17 protein-coding genes are annotated in these 19570 nt (G+C 72.4%); 6 read left to right on the plus strand and 11 right to left on the minus strand.

Annotated features, from left to right (window positions below):
- Positions 1–14: 14 nt before the first annotated feature.
- From proC to Q0795_RS14920, 6 genes are read right to left on the minus strand one after another with little or no spacing between them, the layout of a single operon-like run.
- A complete protein-coding gene (gene proC / locus Q0795_RS14895) occupies positions 15–818 on the minus strand; it encodes a pyrroline-5-carboxylate reductase (protein ID WP_298890926.1) in 804 nt (267 codons plus the stop codon).
- A 5-nt stretch (positions 819–823) separates the two neighbouring features.
- Positions 824–1789: a proline dehydrogenase family protein gene (locus Q0795_RS14900; RefSeq protein WP_298890928.1), complete on the minus strand. Its 966-nt coding sequence runs from the start codon at positions 1787–1789 to the stop codon at positions 824–826.
- A 16-nt stretch (positions 1790–1805) separates the two neighbouring features.
- On the minus strand, positions 1806–2540 hold the full coding sequence (locus Q0795_RS14905; RefSeq protein WP_298890931.1) for an ABC transporter permease: 735 nt from the start codon (positions 2538–2540) through the stop codon (positions 1806–1808).
- Positions 2537–3304 carry an ABC transporter ATP-binding protein gene (locus Q0795_RS14910; RefSeq protein WP_298890933.1) on the minus strand — a complete coding sequence of 256 codons (768 nt, stop codon included), beginning with the start codon at positions 3302–3304 and terminating at the stop codon, positions 2537–2539. The genes Q0795_RS14905 and Q0795_RS14910 overlap by 4 nt, the downstream gene beginning before the upstream one ends.
- Positions 3305–3363: 59 nt before the next feature.
- Entirely contained in the window at positions 3364–3966 is a 603-nt protein-coding gene (locus Q0795_RS14915) for a TetR family transcriptional regulator (RefSeq protein ID WP_298890935.1), read from the minus strand.
- Positions 3967–3972: 6 nt separating this feature from the next.
- The gene (locus tag Q0795_RS14920; RefSeq protein WP_298890937.1) at positions 3973–4782 is read right to left on the minus strand and encodes a sugar phosphate isomerase/epimerase; all 810 of its coding nucleotides are present in this window, start codon (positions 4780–4782) and stop codon (positions 3973–3975) included.
- A 234-nt stretch (positions 4783–5016) separates the two neighbouring features.
- Here Q0795_RS14920 and radA point away from each other — a divergent pair, with 234 nt between their 5' ends.
- The 4 genes from radA to Q0795_RS14940 all read left to right on the plus strand — a co-directional run bounded on the left by radA (position 5017) and on the right by Q0795_RS14940 (position 9648).
- Positions 5017–6423, plus strand: a complete 1407-nt coding sequence (gene radA / locus Q0795_RS14925) for a DNA repair protein RadA (RefSeq protein ID WP_298890939.1) — start codon at positions 5017–5019, stop codon at positions 6421–6423.
- A gap of 119 nt (positions 6424–6542) precedes the next feature.
- Positions 6543–7625, plus strand: coding sequence for a DNA integrity scanning diadenylate cyclase DisA (gene disA, locus Q0795_RS14930; RefSeq protein WP_298890942.1), 1083 nt, complete (start codon positions 6543–6545; stop codon positions 7623–7625).
- A gap of 1 nt (position 7626) precedes the next feature.
- Positions 7627–8538 carry an A/G-specific adenine glycosylase gene (locus Q0795_RS14935; protein ID WP_298890944.1) on the plus strand — a complete coding sequence of 304 codons (912 nt, stop codon included), beginning with the start codon at positions 7627–7629 and terminating at the stop codon, positions 8536–8538.
- Positions 8539–8601: 63 nt separating this feature from the next.
- Positions 8602–9648, plus strand: coding sequence for a peptidoglycan bridge formation glycyltransferase FemA/FemB family protein (locus Q0795_RS14940; RefSeq protein WP_298890946.1), 1047 nt, complete (start codon positions 8602–8604; stop codon positions 9646–9648).
- A gap of 3 nt (positions 9649–9651) precedes the next feature.
- Here the strand turns inward: Q0795_RS14940 and Q0795_RS14945 are convergent, their stop codons facing one another.
- The 5 genes from Q0795_RS14945 to Q0795_RS14965 form a co-directional block, all read right to left on the minus strand.
- A complete protein-coding gene (locus Q0795_RS14945) occupies positions 9652–10929 on the minus strand; it encodes a hypothetical protein (protein ID WP_298890948.1) in 1278 nt (425 codons plus the stop codon).
- 50 nt (positions 10930–10979) lie between these two features.
- Complete coding sequence (locus Q0795_RS14950) at positions 10980–12437, minus strand: SH3 domain-containing protein (protein ID WP_298890950.1); 1458 nt, start codon at positions 12435–12437, stop codon at positions 10980–10982.
- Positions 12438–12834: 397 nt separating this feature from the next.
- Complete coding sequence (locus Q0795_RS14955; protein ID WP_298890952.1) at positions 12835–15360, minus strand: ATP-dependent Clp protease ATP-binding subunit; 2526 nt, start codon at positions 15358–15360, stop codon at positions 12835–12837.
- A 215-nt stretch (positions 15361–15575) separates the two neighbouring features.
- Positions 15576–16487: a type IV toxin-antitoxin system AbiEi family antitoxin domain-containing protein gene (locus Q0795_RS14960; RefSeq protein ID WP_298890954.1), complete on the minus strand. Its 912-nt coding sequence runs from the start codon at positions 16485–16487 to the stop codon at positions 15576–15578.
- Between the two features lie 238 nt (positions 16488–16725).
- Entirely contained in the window at positions 16726–17700 is a 975-nt protein-coding gene (locus Q0795_RS14965; RefSeq protein WP_298890956.1) for a Ku protein, read from the minus strand.
- 18 nt (positions 17701–17718) lie between these two features.
- On the opposite strand from Q0795_RS14965, the gene Q0795_RS14970 reads away from it, so the two are divergent.
- On the plus strand, positions 17719–18714 hold the full coding sequence (locus Q0795_RS14970; RefSeq protein ID WP_298890957.1) for a DNA ligase: 996 nt from the start codon (positions 17719–17721) through the stop codon (positions 18712–18714).
- A complete protein-coding gene (ligD, locus tag Q0795_RS14975) occupies positions 18711–19559 on the plus strand; it encodes a non-homologous end-joining DNA ligase (protein ID WP_298890958.1) in 849 nt (282 codons plus the stop codon). The genes Q0795_RS14970 and ligD overlap by 4 nt, the downstream gene beginning before the upstream one ends.
- The last annotated feature ends 11 nt before the right edge of the window (positions 19560–19570 follow it).

Below are 19570 nucleotides of genomic sequence, written 5' to 3' on the forward strand. Positions count from 1 at the left end.
CACGGCACCGAGGCTCATTCCTCGCGCGGCGACAGCTCGTGCGACCTCCTCGCGGCCGCCTCCATGGCGGTCAGGAAGGCGGCCCTGACCTTGTGATCCTCCAGCGCCCGTAGGGCGGCGACACTGGTGCCGCCCGGACTGGAGACCTGTTCCCGCAGCACCGTCGGGTGGGTCCCGGTCTCCCGGATCATCGTGGCCGCACCATACAACGTCTGCACGACGAGCTCGGTGGACGTGTCGCGCGGGAGCCCGAGCAGCACCCCCGCCTCGATCATCGCCTCCACCACGTAGAAGATGTAGGAGGGTCCGCTGCCGCTGATCGCCGTCACCGCGTCCTGGTGCCCCTCGTCGAGCACGACGACCCGGCCGACGTGCTCCATCAGGGCGCGCGCCCGCTCCACCTGCTCCGGCGTGCAGTGCCGGCCCGGGCTCATGGCCGACATGCCCTGGTCGACCAGCGCCGGGGTGTTGGGCATGACACGCACCACCGAGGTGCCCTCCGGCAGGCGGCGCTCGAGGAAGTCGGTGGTGATGCCCGCGGCGATGGACACCACGAGGGCCTCGGGGCGCACCTGGTCACGGATCTCGGCGACCAGGGCGGCCATGTCCTGCGGCTTGACCGCCAGCACCACGACGTCGGCGGCCGCCGCCGCGGCCGCCGGCGTGTCGTGCCGGGTGCCGTGCTGGGCCGCGACCTGCTCGGCTCGGGCGGTGACGCGGTCGCTGAGGACGAGGTCGGCAGGGTCGTGACCGGAGCGGATGAGCGCCGCGGCGAGCGTGCTGCCCATCACGCCAGCCCCGAGGAGAGCGATCGGCACCGCGGTCAGCCCTTGGTCGCGAGGCTGCGCAGGAAGAAGGTCAGGTTGGCCGGGCGCTCGGCCATCCGGCGCACGAGGTAGCCGTACCAGTCCTCGCCGTAGGGCAGGTACACCCGCATGCGGGACCCGGCACCGGCCAGCCGCAGCTGCTCGTCCGGGCGGATGCCCAGCAGCATCTGGAACTCGTAGCTGTCGGCGTCGCGCTGGGCCTTGGCGGCGAGCACCGAGGCGATCTCGACCAGGCGGGGGTCGTGCGTGGCGATCATCGGGTACCCCTGACCCTCGACGAGGATCTTGAGGCATCGGACGTAGGCTTTGTCGACGTCGTCCTTGTCCTGGAAGGCGACCGACTCCGGCTGCTTGTACGCGCCCTTGCACAGCCGGATGCGCGATCCCTCGTGGGCGAGGTCGCGGCAGTCCTGCTCGGTGCGGTGCAGGTATGCCTGCAGCGCGACACCCACCCACGGCCAGTCCTGGCGCAGCTCGGCGAGGGCGGACAGCGTCGGGTCGGTGGTGGTGTGGTCCTCCATGTCGAGGGTGACCGTGGTGCCGGCGTTGGCCGCCGCCTGGCAGATGGCCCGGGCGTTGTCCAGCGCGATGGCATGGCCGTCGCGGCCCAGGAACTGGCCGAGGGCCGAGAGCTTGAGGCTGACCTCTGCCGCGCCGCCCTGGGTCAGGCCCGCCTCGGACAGGGCCGCGATCAGCCTGAGATAGGCGTCCCGCGTGGCCTCGGCCTGCGCCGGGTCGGTCGTGTCCTCGCCGAGGTAGTCGATGGTCACCTGCCGGTGCGTGTCGACGAGCTCGCCCGTCACGCGCACGGCGTCGGGGGTGCTGTCACCGGCGACGAACCGCTTGACGACGTCCCGGCTCACCGGAGCCTGCTCGATCACCTGGCGCAGGGTCGTGTTGCGGCTGACGCCCAGCAGCGTCTGGCGCATCAGGGCGGAAGGATTGAGGTCGGCGAGCTCCATGGCCACAGGCTACGCCTCACGGGGTGCGCCGTCGCAGGGTGAGCGAGGCGAGCGCGAGCGAGCCCGCGAAGAAGGCGGCGAGCACCGCCAGATCGGGGCTCAGCTCGGCGGCCGGCGCGACGGTGGTGGCCACCGCGCCCAGGGCGTCGACGGCGTAGGACAGGGGGACGGCGGCCGAGAGGAGCTCGAGCGCGCGCGGCATCTGGTCCCGCGGCACGAACAGGCCGCAGAGCAGCAGCTGCGGCAGGACGAAGGCGGGCATGAACTGGACCGCCTGGAACTCGGTGCGGGCGAACGCGCTGGCGAGCAGGCCCAGGGCGGTGCCCAGCAGCCCGCTCGCGACGGCGACGACCACCAGCCAGCCCACCGGTCCCTGCACCTCCAGGCCGCACACCCAGACCGCGAACCCGGTGGCCACCAGCGCCTGCAGGACCGCCATGGCGCCGAAGGCCAGGGCGTACCCGCCCAGGAAGTCGGTCCTGCCCAGCGGGGTGGACAGCAGCCGTTCCAGCGTGCCGGAGGTCCGCTCGCCCAAGGTCGTCACGCTGGTCACGACGAACATCACGACGAGCGGGAAGAGCCCGAGCAGCTGGGCCCCCGAGCGGTCGAAGAGCGGGGCGTCCTGGCTCATCCACGCGAGCAGCCCCAGCAGGACGCAGGGGACCACGAGCATGAGCGCCAGGGTGCGCCGGTCGGCGCGCAGCTGGGCCAGCACGCGTCCGGCGGTCGCGGCGGTACGGGTGGGGTTCATCGATGCCTCCGGTGGGGTGCGGTCCCGGGCGCCGACGAGCCGGTCCGGGCGGCCGTCGCGTCGTCGACCAGGCGGAGGAAGGCCCCCTCGGCGTCGTCGGCCCCGGTCCGGTCGAGCAGGGCCGGGAGGGTGTCGTCGGCGAGGATGCGCCCCTCGCGCAGCAGCACCAGCCGGTCGCACCGGGCGGCCTCGTCCATGACGTGGCTGCTGACGAGCACCGTGGTGCCGGACGCGGCGAGCGCGGCGAAGAGCCGCCACAGGCTGCGGCGCAGCACCGGGTCCAGGCCCACGGTGGGCTCGTCGAGGACGAGCAGGTCGGGGCTGCCCACGAGGGCGGCCGCGAGCGAGACCCGGGAGGCCTGGCCGCCGGAGAGGTCGGCCACCCGTCGGTCGACCTGCGCGTCCAGGTCGACCTGCCCGAGGACCTGCACGACCCGATCTCCGTCCGCGCCGACGAGGGTCGCGAAGTAGCGCAGGTTCTGGCCGACGGTGAGGTCCCGGTAGATGCTCGGGCTCTGGGTGACGTAGCCGACCCGGCGGCGCAGCACCGCCGAGCCGGCCGGTTCCCCGAGCACCTCGACCGTCCCCGAGACCCGCTCCTGCACCCCGACGACGGAGCGCATCAGGGTGGACTTGCCTCCGCCGCTGGGCCCCAGCAGACCGACCACCTGCCCGACCGGGACGGCGAGGTCGATGTCCCGGAGGACGTCGTGCCGTCCGCGACGGACGCTCAGCCCGTCGGTCCGCACAGCATATTTCATCATCTGATGAAACTACTCCTGCGCGGTGCGGCCCGGCAAGGGCCGTCGCGCCGGGATCGGTCTCAGCGGGGCAGCAGGTAACCCTGGAGCACCGGCCCCACGCGCTGCACGAGAGTCTCCGGGTCCGCGTCCGCGACCCCCGGCAGCCGCACCACGTAGCGCCCCATCGCCAGGCCCATCGCGGCGGCGGCGGCGAGACCGGCCCGCAGGTCGCGCTCCTGCTCCTCCAGCCCCGGCTCGAGCCCCGAGACCACCCGCCCGAAGATCTCCTGGGTGAGGAACTCGCGCACCGCCCGCGCCACCTCCTCGCTGGTGACGATGCTGCGCAGCAGCGCCTCGAAGCTCGACCTGCGGGCCTCCCACACCCCCAGGAAGGTCCGTACCGCCCGCAGCCCCACCTCCTCGCGCGACCCCTCCATCACCTGCGACGCCAGCGACGCCGGAGGCCCGGGCAGCGAGACCAGCACCACCGACTGCGCGAAGAGGTCGTCCTTGCCCTCGAAGTAGTGGTGCACCAGCGCCGGGTCCACCCCGGCCGCCCGGGCGACACCTCGCAGGCTGGTCGCGGCATACCCGGTCCGGGCGAACTCGCCCCGGGCGGCCTCCAGGATCGCCGCCCGGGTGTCCTCGCCCCGCCGCGGGCCCCGTCTGGCCTCGGCACCCACGGCCGGTCAGACCCCCCGGGCGCCCGGGAGGTCGTGCTGTCCGAGGTGCTCGCGGGCGAAGGCCAGCGACTCGGCCAACGCGGCCTCGCGCTCGGCGGTCTTCATGGTGCGCGTCCCGACCTCCAGGCTCACCACCCCCGGGAAGCTGGTGGCGACGAGGTGTTCCAGCACCTCGCGGCAGCGCTGGTCACCACGTCCGGGGACGAGGTGCTCGTCGCGGAAGGAGCCGAAGGAGTCCCCCAGGTGCACGTGCCGCACCCGGTCGCCCAGGTCGCGCACCATGTCGAGGGCGTCCTCCCCGGCGGTGGCGGCGTGGCTGATGTCGAAGGTCACGTCGCTGTAGGGGTAGTCGCGGGGGTCGGGTCCGGGGAGGTAGGCCTGCATGGCCGAGCCTCCGGTACGCCAGGGGAACATGTTCTCGACCGCGATGGGGATGCCCCAGCGCTCCTGCCGCTGCGCCACCCCCTCGACGAAGCCCTCGGCATACCCGCGCTGCCAGCGGAACGGCGGGTGCACGACCACGCACTGCGCCCGCACGTCGTGGGCGAGGTCCAGCGCGCGCTCGATCTTGCCCCAGGGCTCCCAGCCCCACAGCCGCTGCGCGAGCAGCAGGGTCGGCGCGTGGATCGCGCCGATCTGCAGCTGGTGCAGGGCGGCCAGGGCGCTGAGCGCGCCGGCCTCCTGCGTCACCGGGTCGGTCCAGACCATGATCTCGACCCCGTCGTAGCCGAGCCGTTCGGCCAGGTCGAAGGCGTAGGCGGCGTTCTCGGGGTAGACCGAGGACGTCGACAGGTGGACGGGGATGCGGGGGGTCACCGGCCGAGCCCGTCCAGGGAGGGCCGCGTCGGGTGGCCGCCGGGATGGGCGTCCACGACCAGCAGGTGGACCGTGCTCGATCCGACGTCGATGACTCCCAGGCGCATGCGGGCCATGATGCCGCACCCAGCCGGGTACCTGCCCACAGGCGTGCGGCAGACCGTCGGCCGGACCCGCCGTCGGGCCGCGTCCCGTCTCGGCGGGACTGTCGGGACCGACGCCTACCCTGGGGGCGTGGCCAAGGCGAACAGGACGGCATACCGCTGCACGGAGTGCGGCTGGCAGGGCGTGAAGTGGGCGGGGCGGTGCCCGCAGTGCCAGGCGTGGGGCACCGTGTCCGAGAGCGGTGGGGCCGCCACGGTCCGCACCAGCGCGGTGCGCCCCTCCCGGCCGGCCGTGCCCATCGCGACGGTGGACGCCGACGCCGCGCAGGCGCGCCCGACCGGGGTCGGCGAGTTCGACCGCGTGCTGGGGGGTGGGATCGTGCCGGGCGCGGTCGTGCTCATGGCGGGCGAGCCCGGCATCGGCAAGTCGACCCTCGCGCTGGACGTCGCCGCCCGTGCGGCCCGTGAGGGCCGGTCGGTGCTCTACGTCTCCGGGGAGGAGTCCGCCGCCCAGGTCAAGCTGCGGGCCGAACGCATCGGTGCCGTGGCCGACACCTTGTACCTCGCCTCGGAGACCGACCTCGCGACGATCCTCGGTCAGCTCGAGCAGACCGACCCCGACCTGCTCGTCGTCGACTCGGTGCAGACGGTGGCGAGTGCCGAGGTCGAGGGGGCGCCCGGCAACGTCGGGCAGGTGCGCGAGGTCGCCTCGGCCCTCATCCAGGCGGCCAAGACCCGCGGCACCGCCGCCGTCCTCATCGGGCACGTCACCAAGGACGGCGGCATCGCCGGACCCCGGGTCCTGGAGCACCTCGTGGACGTCGTCGTGGCCTTCGAGGGCGAGCGGCACAGCCGGCTGCGCATCGTCCGCGCGGTCAAGAACCGGTTCGGCCCCACCGACGAGGTGGGCTGCTTCGACCTCGGCGACTCCGGCATCTCGGGCCTCGCGGACCCCAGCAACCTCTTCCTGTCCAGCCGCGACCGCCCGGTGCCCGGCACCTGCGTGACGGTGACCCTCGAGGGCAGGCGGCCGCTCGTCGCGGAGGTGCAGGCCCTGGTCAGCGAGGCGGTCGCCGGGTCGGCCCGGCGGACGACGAGCGGGCTGGACCCAGCCCGGTTGGCGATGGTCCTCGCCGTGCTGGGGCAGCGTGGCGGGGTGCCCCTGGCCAAGGACGACTGCTACGCCGCGACCGTCGGCGGGGTGCGCCTCTCCGAGCCGGCCGCAGACCTGGCCCTGGCCCTGGCCCTCACCAGCGCCAAGGCCGATCTGGCGCTGCCGGTCAGCACGATCGCGGTGGGCGAGGTGGGCCTGTCCGGCGACCTGCGCCCGGTGACGGGTGCGCCGCGCCGGTTGGCCGAGGCCTCCCGGATCGGCTTCACCGAGGCGGTCATCCCGGTGGGCTCGCTCACCGAGGGTCGTCCGCCCGCGGGCATGCGCGTGCACGAGGTCGCGACGCTGAGTGACGCGGTCGCGCTGGTGCTCGCGGCGGCGCAGGCGAGCACCAGCGCGACCGCGACGGTCTCACCGGGTCCCTGATCAAGAATCCATAACGGTCTGACCGGCTCGGCGGAGCGAGCCGCGCGGCGGCCTAGGATCGGCTCAGTGCCCCACCGGCACGCGAGCACCGCCGGCTGCGCTACAGGAGGGAGGTGGGCATGCCTGAGCGCAACGACGAGGCTCTGCTGCGCGCCACCCTGGGCGCGGTCGCACCGGGCACCGACCTGCGGGACGGGTTGGAGCGCATCCTGCGCGGTCGGACGGGGGCGCTCATCGTCCTGGGGAGCGACCGCACGGTCGACTTCATCAGCACCGGTGGCTTCGAGCTCGACGTCGAGTTCTCCGCCACCCGGCTGCGGGAGCTGGCCAAGATGGACGGCGGCATCGTGCTGAGCCGGGACGGCACCCGCATCGTGCGGGCGGCCACCCAGCTGGCCCCGGACCGCACCATCGAGACCCGCGAGAGCGGCACCCGGCACCGCACCGCCGAGCGCACGGCCAAGCAGACCGGCTTCCCCGTCATCTCGGTGAGCCAGTCCATGTCGCTCATCGCGCTCTACGTCGGCGACATCCGCCACGTCCTCGAGGACCGCAGCCAGCTGCAGGCACAGGCCAACCAGGCCCTGCAGACGCTCGAGCGCTACCGCTCGCGCCTCGACGAGGTGGCCGGCACGCTGTCCGCGCTCGAGATCGAGGACCTTGTCACCGTGCGTGATCTCGCCTCGGTGCTGCAGCGGCTGGAGATGGTGCGCCGGATCAGCGCCGAGATCGAGCAGTACGTCGTCGAGCTGGGCGTGGACGGGCGGCTCATTGGCCTCCAGCTGGAGGAGATGACCGGCGGGGTCGAGCGCGAGCGCGGCCTCGTGGTCCGCGACTACATCGGCGCCTCCGACGCGGGCCGGGACCCCGTCCAGGTGCAGGCGGCACTCGGTGCGCTGGACAGCACCGAGCTGCTGGACCTCGCGGCCGTCGCCCGCTGCCTGGGCATCACGGTCGTGGGCGACGGCATGGACCACCAGCAGCTCAGCCCGTCCGGGTACCGGCTGCTGCACCGCATACCTCGACTCCCTGGGGCGATCGTCGACCGGCTGGTGGTGCACTTCGGCACCTTCCAGCAGCTGCTCTCGGCCGGCCTCGAGGACCTCATGCAGGTCGACGGGGTCGGCGAGGCCCGGGCGCGCGCGGTGCGCGAGGGGCTGTCGAGGCTCGCGGAGAGCTCGATCCTCGAGCGCTACTCCTGACGTGCCGGCCCCCGAGGTCCTGCACGACCGTCTGCTGCCCTGGTATGCCGCCCACCAGCGTGACCTGCCCTGGCGGGGTCCGGACCGCTCGCCGTGGGGGGTGCTCGTCTCCGAGGTCATGCTGCAGCAGACACCGGTGTCGCGGGTCCTGCCCGTCTGGGAGCGGTGGATGAGCAGGTGGCCGACCCCGTCGGCGCTGGCGGCCGCGCCGACGGGTGACGCCGTGCGGGAGTGGGGCCGGCTGGGCTACCCGCGCCGCGCCCTGCGCCTGCACGCCGCCGCGACCGCCGTCCGCGACGCCCACGACGGCGAGGTGCCCGCGGACGAGGCGGTCCTGCGCACCCTGCCGGGGGTCGGCGACTACACGGCGGCGGCCGTCGCCGCGTTCGCCTTCGGGCGGCGGGCGACCGTCGTCGACACCAACGTGCGGCGGGTGCTGGCGCGCTCGGTCAGCGGACTCGCCCTGCCGGCCCCGGCCCTCACCCGGGCCGAGACCACCCTCGCCGCCGGGTTGCTGCCCGAGGACGACGCGGTGGCCGCGAGGTGGAGCGTGGCGGTCATGGAGCTGGGCGCGCTCGTCTGCACGGCCCGCGCACCCCGGTGCACCGAGTGCCCCCTCGCCGACTTGTGCGCCTGGCGTGCGGCCGGGTCACCGCCTCCCACCGGCCCCCCGCGTCGCGGCCAGCGCTGGACCGGGACGGACCGGCAGTGCCGGGGCACCCTCCTGCAGGTCCTGCGCGACTCCGCGGGGCCGGTCCCCGCCCACCGGCTGGAGGCCGCCTGGCCGGTGCCCGGGGCATCGGAGGAGCAGGCCCAGGCCGCGCGGCAGCGGGAGCGCTGCCTCGACGCGCTGGTCGCCGAGGGTCTGGTCGAGCCCCTGCCCGGCGCCCGGTTCCGTCTTCCCGGCACCTGACCGACGCCGGTCGGGGCGGGTCGCGGACCGGTGGCGGGGGACCCCGTCGATACGATGCCTGCCATGACGCTGCGCTGGGACACCTATCAGTCGGCCGAGCAGTGGCGCGCGCGCCTGCTGCAGACGCCGGGACGCCCCTCGATGTTCCAGACCCCGGAGTTCGCCCAGGTCAAGAGCCTGGCCGGATGGACCCCGAGGTATGCCGACGTCGACGGCTTCCCCCTCACCGTGCACGAGCGCCGGGCGCCCGGTTTCGGGAAGGTCTGGTACCTCCCCAAGGGGCCCGGGGTGGCGTCCGTCCAGGGTCTGGCCGCGCTGCTCCCCGACCTGCGCACCGCTGCCCACGACGCGGGGGTCTTCCTCGTCAAGATCGAGCCCGAGCTGGTCGAGTCGCCGGAGACGCTGCAGGCGTTGGAGCGCCTGGGACTGCTGCCCGCCGGACGGATCCAGACCAACAAGTCCACCGTCTTCGTCGACGTGACCGGCACGCCCGACGAGCTCATGGCGCGCCTGCCGTCCAAGACCCGCAACACCATCCGCCGCGGCCTCAAGCAGGGTGTCGCCACGGAGGCGGCACCCTTGGAGGAGTCGACCTACGAGCGCATGTGGGCCCTGTGGATGGAGGTCGTGCAGGACCAGGGCATCGCCCCGCGCTCCCACGAGTACCAGGTGGCGATGTGGCGCACGTTCTGCGACGCCGGTCTCGGGCGCGTCTTCCTCGCCCAGCACGAGGGCCGGGACGTGGCCGGGGCCTTCGTCACCGTCGTCGGCGACGTCGCGTGCTACCGCGACGGCGCCAGCGTGCGGGAGCGCCCGGTGCGCGGCGGCAGCCACGCCCTGCAGTGGGAGGCCATGCAGTGGGCGCAGGCGCAGGGCGCCACCACCTACGACATGGCGGGGACCCCGCACTCCACCAAGGTCGACGACACGACCGACCCCTACTTCGGGATCGGCGAGTTCAAGCGGAGCTTCAGCAAGGAGGTCACCGACTTCGTCGGCGCCTACGACCTCGTGCTGCGCCCCCGACGGTATGCCGCGTGGCAGCGGGTCGGGCACCGCGTCACGGCCAAGGTCGTGTCCGGGGGCCGTGCCGGCGCGACGTTCTACTGAGCCTCAGAAACCGGTGGCCGACGGGCGGGGGTAGAACCTCGCGAGCTTCTTGGCGTGGTTGAGCCGGTTGGCCATGACGTAGCCCCGACGACGCCAGTTGCCGCGTTCGTAGAGCAACGGGTGGACGATCCCCCGTCGGGCCGCGCGCAGGACGCGCCGTCGCAGGGCGCCGTCCCGGACGTAGTAGGGCAGGACGGCGGGGCTGACGATGCTGTAGAGCACCTCCCGGGTGCCACGGACCGGCTCGCGCTCGACCCCCCGCACCAGGTCGTCCACCATCGCCCCGGCGAGGTCGGCGCCGGCGGCGGTGGCGTAGAAGCTGTTGCGGCCCATCCGGGGGTTGACCTCCATGTAGTAGATCGTCCCGGTCCGCGGGTCGCGCTTGGCGTCGATGTTGGCGAAGCCCCAGTAGTCGACCGCGCCGAGGATGCGCTCGGCCGCGTCCATGAGCTCGGGCATGGGCGTGGTGATCATGGCGATCGGGTTGCCGATCGTGGTCGGGTCGTGCTCGCCCAGCAGGACCTGCGCGGTGGCGACCGCGGTCAGCCGACCGGTGCGGTCGACATACCCCACGATGGAGAGCTGGTGGGTGTCGTCGCCGGGGATGTGCTCCTGGACGAGGAAGTCCTGGCGCACGCCGCCGGACACCAGCACCTTGACCAGCTCCTGCCAATCCTGCGGGCTCTGCAGGAACCACACCTTCTGCGCTCCGGGGAACTTGAGGTTCTCGAAGTGCGCGCTGTTGGCCGGCTTGGCCACGACGGGGTAGGTGATCTCGATCGGCTCCGGGGTCCACCCCGGCTGGTCGGCGTCGCCGAAGTGCACGACCGTCGTGCGGGGGGTCGGCAGGCCCAGCCGCTCGCAGATCTGGCCGAACTGGTGCTTGTCCGCGATCTGTTCCAGCGTCTCCGGCGACATCCGCGGGAACGCGAAGGAGGCAGAGAGCTCCTCGGCGTGCTGCGCGATGAGGTCGGTGTGCGAGTCGGAGTTGCAGCCCAGCACGAGCGTGACGTCGGGGTCGCGCTCCTTGGCGGTCCTCCCCTCGGCGAGGAGCGTCGCGAGGAGCTGGGCGCGGCCGGTGTCGTGGCCCGCCTCGACGGGCCGCAGGATGCGCGAGTGCGCGATCGCGCCGGTCTGTCCGCGGGAGACGAGGGTCGTCTCGACGCCGTAGCTCTCGTGCAGCGCGCGGGCCAGGCCGTAGGTCCCCGGGTCGGTGCCGAGGAAGACCGGTCGGAAGGCGACGTCTGGGGCAGGCGAGGGCACAGGGGCGACCGAGGGCATACCGCGAATGCTACGTCACGGACCCTCGGCCGCCGGGCCGGCGAGACCGCTCAGCCGACCCCGTCGACGCGCCCGTAGCCGGACACCCCGCTGAAGATCACGCGGTACTGCGTGGGCACTCCGGGCCGACCGGTGTCGTACATCATGCCGTCGCCGGCGTAGATGCCCACGTGGTAGGCCGGGGAGCCGTGGAAGACCAGGTCACCGGGCTGCGGGTTGCTCACCGGGGTGGTGGCCGCCTGTTGCATCGCCGCTGTGCGCGGGAGGGTCAGACCCACCTCGGCGAAGACGTACTTCGTGTACCCGGAGCAGTCGAAGCCCTCCTGCGGGCTGTTGCCGCCCCACTTGTAGGGCGTCCCGAGGTACTTCGCCGCGGTGTCGAGGATCAGCTGCCGGGTGGCGGTGGGCGCCGGATCCGGAGCCGGGGCGGGCGCGGGGGCCGGCGTACTGCCGGAACCGGGGTCGCTGGCGGTGAGGACCGAGGAGGCCATGTACTGCGACCCGGCCATCTTCAGCCAGCCGTTGCTCGTGAGTGTGCCGGTGACCTTCGTCCCCCGGGCCTTGCTCCCGACGACGGAGTATGACGTGGACGGCCCGGAACGCACGTTGGCGAGGGAGGGGGTGACCCAGCGGGTCACCTCGCTCGGCGAGGGGTCCGGCTGCTCGCCACCGCCACCGCCCCCACCGGGGTTGGTCCCGGTGAGGATGGTGCCGGAGATGAACCGGCCGCCGCTGATCTCGAGCCAGCCGTTGCTGGTCCAGGTGCCCTGCACCTTGGTGCCCTTGCGCATCGTCGTGACGACCGAGTGGCCCAGACCCGGACCGGAGCGGACGTTGCCGATCGAGGCCTCCATCCACTGGGTGACCTCCTGGGCACCGCCACCGCCACCGCCACCGCCGCCACCGCCGCCGGGGTCGGTGCTGGTGAGGATGGTGCCGGAGACGAACTTGCCGCTGCTGATCTTGAGCCAGCCGTTGTTGGTCCAGGTGCCTTGCACCTTGGTGCCCTTGCGCATCGTCGTGACGACCGGGTGACCCAGGCCCGGGCCGGAGCGGATGTTGCCGATCGAGGCGTCCATCCAGCGCGTGACCTCCTGGGTGCCACCGCCGCCACCGCCGCCCTCGGAGCCGACCCGGGTGAGGTTCCAGGCGGCGACGAAGCGGTTCTCCCCGATCTTCAGCCAGTTGTTGGAGGTCAGGGTCCCGGTGAGCTGCTTGCCCCGGGCGTAACCGCCGACGACGCCGTAGGAGGTCGACGGGCCGCTGCGGACGTTGACGCCCGCGGAGGCGCTCACCTCCATGGTGACCGTGCTCGTCGGCGCCGGGGTCGGCAGGATCCGGGGCTGGGCCACCGGGGTGGTGGGTGCGTTCGGCAGCAGGGGCTGCTGCGGCAGCTGTGGGGTGCTCGCGGGCGCGGCCTGCACGGCCGGAGCGAGAGTGACGACGGGGGCGGCCGCCGCGGTGACGGCGATCATGGTGCGAGACAGGCGCCGGGTGCTCAGGGTCATGGATGTTCCGTACGTGTGGTGGGACAGGCCGTGGTGTCCGGGTCGCCGGACGGGTGCTTCGGGACGACCCGCGGGCGGGCCAGGAGCAATCAAACCCACCCGCGCGAGCCCGTGCAACCCCCACCCCTACCCGGCGAGTGCATTTCTCGGGGGCACCACAAGCGTGTAATTCGTGATGTTCGTCACACGCTCTCAGGGTTTTCGCAGGTCAGGCCGGATATCACATCCATGTAGTTCTCTGACCTGCAGTTTTCTCGATTTTCACACGTCTCACGGCTGTCTCGGAGGCCACGTGACGGCTGTGACTGAGGCGTTGCCGAGTGGCGACTGTGGGAGCACAAAGGGCGGGGAACGGCATCCCTGCCGTTCCCCGCCCTCTGTCGCGTGCGGGAGCGCCTCAGCCGGCCTGCTCCTCCACCGGCACCGTGTCGGGCACCTCTGCGGGCTTCTCCTGGCCGCGGAAGGTGAAGACCTTGTCGCGGTTCTTGTCGTTGCCCACGGGGTCCTCGACGTCGACGATCACGATCTGACCGGTGCCGATCTCGCCGAAGAGGATCTTCTCCGAGAGCTGGTCCTCGACCTCGCGCTGGATCGCCCGGCGCAACGGCCGTGCACCCAGCACCGGGTCGTAGCCGCGCTTGGCGAGCAGTTCCTTGGCGGACGAGGTCAGCTCGATGGCCATGTCCTTGTCCTTGAGCCGCTCGTCGAGGCGGGCGATCATCAGGTCGACGATCGCGACGATCTCCTCCTGGCTGAGCTGCGGGAAGACGATGGTGTCGTCCACCCGGTTGAGGAACTCGGGACGGAAGTGCTGCTTGAGCTCGTCCGTGACCTTGTTCTTCATCCGCTCGTAGGAGCTCTGGGTGTCCGGCCCGGCGGAGAAGCCGAGCGAGACGCCCTTGGCGATGTCGCGGGTGCCGAGGTTCGTCGTCATGATGATGACGGTGTTCTTGAAGTCGACCACCCGGCCCTGGGAGTCGGTCAGACGACCGTCCTCCAGGATCTGCAGCAGGCTGTTGAAGATGTCCGGGTGGGCCTTCTCGATCTCGTCGAAGAGGACGACCGAGAACGGCTTGCGCCGCACCTTCTCGGTGAGCTGGCCACCCTCTTCATACCCGACGTAGCCAGGGGGCGAACCGAACATCCGCGAGACGGTGTGCTTCTCGGAGTACTCCGACATGTCCAGCGTGATGAGGCTGTCCTCATCACCGAAGAGGAACTCGGCCAGCGCCTTGGCCAGCTCGGTCTTGCCGACCCCCGTGGGCCCGGCGAAGATGAACGAGCCACCGGGACGACGCGGGTCCTTCAGGCCGGCCCTCGTGCGCCGGATCGCCTGGGACAGGCCCTTGATCGCGTCGTCCATGCCGATGATCCGCTTGTGCAGCTCCTGCTCCATGTTGAGCAGGCGCGAGGACTCCTCCTCGCTCAGCTTGAAGACCGGGATACCGGTGGCAGCGGCGAGGACCTCGGCGACCAGCTCCTCGTCGACCTCGGCGACGACGTCCATGTCACCGTTCTTCCACTCCTTCTCCCGCTCGGCGCGCGCCTGCGTGAGCTTGTGCTCCTCGTCGCGCAGCCGGGCCGCCTTCTCGAAGTCCTGGCCGTCGATGGCCGACTCCTTCTCGCGCTTGGCGTGCGCGATCTTGTCGTCGAACTCGCGCAGGTCCGGCGGCGCGGTCATCCGGCGGATCCGCAACCGCGCCCCGGCCTCGTCGATCAGGTCGATCGCCTTGTCCGGCAGGAAGCGGTCGTTGATGTAGCGGTCGGCCATCGTGGCGGCCCCCACGAGGGCGCCGTCGGTGATGGTCACCCGGTGGTGTGCCTCGTAGCGGTCGCGCAGCCCCTTGAGGATCTCGATGGCGTGCTTGAGCGTCGGCTCGGCGACCTGGATGGGCTGGAAGCGGCGCTCGAGAGCGGCGTCCTTCTCGATGTGCTTGCGGTACTCGTCCAGCGTCGTGGCGCCGATGGTCTGCAGCTCGCCACGGGCCAGCATGGGCTTGAGGATGCTGGCGGCGTCGATGGCTCCCTCGGCGGCACCCGCCCCGACGAGGGTGTGGATCTCGTCGATGAACAGGATGATGTCGCCGCGGGTGCGGATCTCCTTGAGGACCTTCTTGAGCCGCTCCTCGAAGTCTCCGCGGTAGCGCGAGCCCGCGACCAGCGCGCCGAGGTCGAGGGTGTAGAGCTGCTTCTCCTTGAGCGTCTCCGGCACGTCGCCGCGGACGATGTCCTGGGCCAGGCCCTCGACGACGGCGGTCTTGCCGACGCCGGGCTCGCCGATGAGGACCGGGTTGTTCTTGGTCCGGCGGGAGAGGACCTGCATGACCCGCTCGATCTCGGTCTCCCGGCCGATGACCGGGTCGAGCTTGCCCTCCCGCGCGGCCTGGGTGAGGTTGCGGCCGAACTGGTCGAGCACCAGGGAGCCGGACTGCTGGCCCTCCTGCTGGCTCCCGGCGCCGACGCCCGCCGTGGCGGACTCCTTGCCCTGGTAGCCGGAGAGCAGGGTGATGACCTGCTGACGGACCCGGTTCAGGTCGGCGCCCAGCTTGACCAGCACCTGGGCGGCGACGCCCTCGCCCTCGCGGATGAGGCCGAGCAGCAGGTGCTCGGTACCGATGTAGTTGTGCCCCAGCTGCAGCCCCTCGCGGAGCGAGAGCTCCAGGACCTTCTTGGCGCGGGGCGTGAACGGGATGTGGCCGGTGGGGCTCTGCTGGCCCTGGCCGATGATCTCCTGCACCTGCTGGCGCACGGCGTCCAGCGAGATGTCCAGCGACTCCAGCGCCTTGGCGGCTACGCCCTCACCCTCGTGGATCAGGCCCAGCAGCAGGTGCTCGGTGCCGATGTAGTTGTGGTTGAGCATGCGCGCCTCTTCCTGCGCGAGCACCACCACACGTCGAGCCCGGTCGGTGAACCGTTCGAACATGCTCTTCTCCTCCACTGTGGGCTACCACCCACTGTACGTGCGTCTGGTCGGTGTCAACGTCCTCGTCCACCACCGATGTTCCGTGTTCGCCCCCGGCGCAATGGCCCGGGGTGCGCCCCTCTTCAGGTGCCCGACGACGGGCACGACGCGGCATACCGGGCGTGACATGCACGACGGGAGCCCGTGCCGCCCGTCCGACGGCACGCGGGTATGCCTCAGCGCAGCCGCCCCGGCATGCGCGGCGGGGCGGGTACGGGGTGGCCGTCCCGGGCGCGGACCCACGAGCGGATCGCCCACCGGACGAAGTCGGGCTGCAGCATGACGTCCTCCCAGGAGAAGCGCAGCACCGTCCAGCCGAACACGACCATCTCGGTGTAGCGGCGGACGTCCTTGCGGAACCCCCTCCTCGTGGCGTGGAACTCGTGGCTGTCCGCCTCGATGACCAGCCGGCGCGAGGTGTCGACCAGGTCGGCCTGCGCCCACAGTCCGTGCGCGACCACCTGGTGCTGGCAGACGACGTCGAGTCCTTCCTCCAGGCAGATCGCTCGCAAGACCGACTCGAAGGGGTTGGCGGCACGTCCGTCGGCGAGCAGGGCCACCCGCCGCAGCTGCCGTGTGCCTGCACCCCTGGCAACGCGCGCGGCCTCGAGCAGCCGGCTGCGGTCGACCTGCCCGGACCGCAGCGCCGAGTCAGCCACCGCGAGCGCCTCGTCGAAGGGCAGGTCCCGCCCGCAGTCGAGGGCGGTCCGCAGGGGCGTCGTCACCCCGTCCTCCGCGTCGGCGTCTCCCAGGTGACGCCACCGCACCAGGGCCTCACGCTGGTCCTCCGCGGAGACGTTGCGGTTGCGCGGCACGACCACCTCGGGCCACTCCGGGTCCTGCTTGACCGGCCATCCGCGCTGCACGCACGCGGAGCGGTGGGAGAGCACGGCGCTCATCCGGTGGGCGATCGCGGCGTGGGTCTGCAGGGAGGACAGCCGGTAGCGGCCGCGCCGGGCCCGCACCAGCCGTCCCTCCTGCACGGCAGCCCCGACGTCCCGCGCCCGCGCGCCCGCGCCGCGCAGCTGTCGTGTCGTGGCGCAGCCCCCGAGCTGGGCGATGACGGCGACGGGGTCGGGTCCGGACATACCTGCAGCCTGCCGCGCCAGGCCACCCGTCCGTCGAGACTGTCCACAGGCCGCTGCGACCCTCCGCTCCGGGCGGTGCCCGCCCCGGGGAGCGCACCGCGACCGGCGACGTGGGTGGTGGCGCGAGACGGGCACGACGCGTGCATACCGGGCGCATCGTGCGGGACGTGAGCCCGTGCCGCCCGTCCGACGGGCCGTGCCGCCCGTCCGGCGGCACGAGGTATGCCTGTGCCGCCGGTCAGCCCGCCTTCTTGGACCTCGTGCCCGACGACTTCGTGCCCGACGACTTCGTGGACGCCTTCTTCGAGGTCGACGAGGACGTGCCTGCCGAGGACTTCTTCGTCGAGGAGGACGAGCCTCCGGAGGACTTCTTCGCCGAGGACGTGCCCCCCGACCCGCTGCCACCCCCGGAGCTCTCGCCCCGGCCCGTCTTGGCCCGGTCCACCGAGCGCTGCAGCGCGGCCAGCAGGTCGACCACCTCCCCGCTGTCGGCCTCGTCCTCCTCGTCCGGGCTCTCGGTGACCTCTCCGCCGCTGATCTTCTTCTCCACCAGCGCGTCGACGGCCTCCTTGAAGTCGTCGACGTGCCCCTCAGGCTCGAAGTCGCCGGACATCGAGTCCACGAGCATCCGCGCCATCGCGACCTCGTCCTTCTTGGGCTCGCTCACCTCGTCGAGGTGGTCGAGCTGCTCGGAGGTCCGGATCTCGTCGGGCCAGAGCAGGGTCTGCAGGACGATCGCGGCGTCGTCCTCCCGCACCCGCAGCACCGCCATCGTCATCCGGCTGCGGACCGAGACGGTGACCACGGCGACGCGGTCGGACTCGCGCAGCGCCTCGCGCAGCAGCCCGTAGGCCTTGGCCCCCATGGCGTCGGGCTCGAGGTAGTAGGCCTTGTCGTAGAGGATCGGGTCGATCTGCTCGCGCGGCACGAACTGCTCGACCGATATCTCCTTGCTGCTGCGGTTGGGCAGGCTCGCGAGGTCCTCGTCGGTGAGCACGACCGTCTTGCCGTCGTCGGTCTCGTAGGCCTTGGCGATGTCCTTGTAGGCCACCTCCTCGCCGTCGGCCTGCGCCACCCGCTTGTAGCGGATGCGGCTGCCGTCGCTGCGGCGGACCTGGTGGAAGCTCAGGTCGTGGTTCTCGGTGGCGGAGTACAACCGCACGGGTACGTTGACCAGCCCGAACGAGACGGCACCCTTCCAGATCGCTCTCACGCACCCCAGGATGGACCCATGCGCCCCATGCTCGCCACCCCGGGAGGGGTCCCGGCCCTCCCCCCGACGGGCCCGGGGTGGGTGCACGAGATCAAGTGGGACGGGATCCGGCTGCTGGCCGACGTCACCGGGGGCCGGCTGCGGCTGCTGACCCGGGGCGAGCGCGACATCGCGCACGCCTTCCCCGAGCTCGCCGGTCTGGGTGGGGTCGCGGAGGACCTGCTGCTGGACGGCGAGGCGGTCTGCCTGGTCGAGGGCCGTCCCTCCTTCAGCCACGTCGTCGAGCGGGTCCACGTGGGCCGAGGTGCCGCCGCGGAGCGCCTGGCCGCCGCCCGCCCCGCCACCTACGTCGCCTTCGACCTGCTGCGTCTGGACGGGCTCGACCTCACCGCACTCCCCTGGTCGGCGCGCCGGGAGGCGCTGGAGCAGATCGTGGAGGACGTGCCGGGCATCCAGCTCTCCCCCGTCTACGACGACGGCGCGATGCTGCTCGCCGCCACCCGCGAGCAGCACCTCGAGGGGGTGGTGAGCAAGCGTCGGGACGCGGCATACCAACCGGGGAGGCGCAGCGCCGTCTGGGTGAAGTTCCCGCACCGCGAACGGGTGTCGGTGGTCGTCGGCGGGTGGCGGCCCGAGACCGACCGCCCGGGCCGCATCGGCGCGGTGCACGTCGGCCTGCCGCTGCGCGGCCCCGACGGTATGCCGCAGCTCGCCGCGGACGGGTCGTTGCGGCTGCGGTACCGCGGCCGGGTCGGCAGCGGGCTGGCCGGGCGCGCCGGTGAGCACCTCCAGCGGCTCCTGGCCGGGGTGCCTGCCGGGGACTACCCCTTCGACGCCCCGATCCCGCCCGTCGAGGCGCGCGGCTCCACCTGGCTGCGACCACAGGTGGTCGTCGACGTCGCCGCGCTGGGCGCCGACGGCACGGCCGGCCGGCTGCGACAGCCGTCGTTCCAGGGCGTCCGCCCCGATCTGGCAGCGGCCGACCTGGCCGGGCCCGCCGAGGAGGCCCCATGAGCAGCCAGCAGGTGAGCGTGGCCGGGCGCACCCTGCGGGTGAGCAACCTGGACAAGGTCCTCTACCCCGCCACCGGGACCACCAAGGGGGAGGTGCTCACCTACTACGTCACCCACGCCGAGCAGATCCTGCCTGAGCTCGCGGACCGGCCGGTGACCCGCATCCGGTGGCCGGAGGGGGTGACCGGGGCGCACTTCTTCGAGAAGAACCTGCCCTCCGGGGCGCCGGACTGGCTGCCCCGGGTGACCCTGCCGACACCCGGGTCCTCCCGGGGCCACACCCACCTCACCTTCCCCCTGGTGACCGATCTGGCCGTGCTGGTCTACCTCGTCAACCTCGGCAGCCTGGAGCTGCACGTCCCCCAGTGGCGGGTCGACGACGACGGTGCCGCGCTGCCGCCGGACCGGCTCGTGGTCGACCTGGACCCCGGGCCCGGCGCCGGCCTGCAGGAGTGCTCCCGGGTGGCCCTCCTCGTCCGGGAGCGCCTGGAGGCCGTGGGCCTGGAGTCGCGGCCGGTGACGAGCGGGTCCAAAGGCATGCAGCTGTATGCCGGGCTCGAGGGCACCCGTGGTGCCGACGAGGTGAGCGCCGTCACCAAGGCCCTCGCCGAAAAGCTAGCCGAGGACCATCCGGACCTCGTGACCGCACGCATGAGCAAATCTCTGCGCTCACACAAGGTCTTTCTGGACTGGAGCCAGAACAATGGCGCCAAGACCACCATCTGCCCGTGGTCGCTGCGGGCCCGGGAACGACCCCAGGTGGCCCTGCCCCGGGAGTGGGGCGAGGTCGAGGCCGCGGCCTCGGGCGACGCCGATCTCGAGCAGATCACGATGGACCGGGTCTGAGGGCGCAGGGA

Origin of the sequence: uncultured Serinicoccus sp. (genome assembly GCF_947487915.1) — a bacterium.
Lineage (GTDB): Bacteria > Actinomycetota > Actinomycetes > Actinomycetales > Dermatophilaceae > Ornithinicoccus.

Bases quoted from the DNA above. Each gene is read 5' to 3' on its own strand.
- Q0795_RS14900 (WP_298890928.1), bottom strand. From the start codon at position 1,789: ATGGAGCTCGCCGACCTCAATCCTTCCGCCCTGATGCGCCAGACGCTG.
- Q0795_RS14905 (WP_298890931.1), bottom strand. From the start codon at position 2,540: ATGAACCCCACCCGTACCGCCGCGACCGCCGGACGCGTGCTGGCCCAG.
- Q0795_RS14910 (WP_298890933.1), bottom strand. From the start codon at position 3,304: ATGATGAAATATGCTGTGCGGACCGACGGGCTGAGCGTCCGTCGCGGA.
- disA (WP_298890942.1), top strand. From the start codon at position 6,543: ATGCCTGAGCGCAACGACGAGGCTCTGCTGCGCGCCACCCTGGGCGCG.
- Q0795_RS14940 (WP_298890946.1), top strand. From the start codon at position 8,602: ATGACGCTGCGCTGGGACACCTATCAGTCGGCCGAGCAGTGGCGCGCG.
- Q0795_RS14945 (WP_298890948.1), bottom strand. From the start codon at position 10,929: ATGCCCTCGGTCGCCCCTGTGCCCTCGCCTGCCCCAGACGTCGCCTTC.
- Q0795_RS14950 (WP_298890950.1), bottom strand. From the start codon at position 12,437: ATGACCCTGAGCACCCGGCGCCTGTCTCGCACCATGATCGCCGTCACC.
- Q0795_RS14955 (WP_298890952.1), bottom strand. From the start codon at position 15,360: ATGTTCGAACGGTTCACCGACCGGGCTCGACGTGTGGTGGTGCTCGCG.
- Q0795_RS14960 (WP_298890954.1), bottom strand. From the start codon at position 16,487: ATGTCCGGACCCGACCCCGTCGCCGTCATCGCCCAGCTCGGGGGCTGC.
- Q0795_RS14970 (WP_298890957.1), top strand. From the start codon at position 17,719: ATGCGCCCCATGCTCGCCACCCCGGGAGGGGTCCCGGCCCTCCCCCCG.
- ligD (WP_298890958.1), top strand. From the start codon at position 18,711: ATGAGCAGCCAGCAGGTGAGCGTGGCCGGGCGCACCCTGCGGGTGAGC.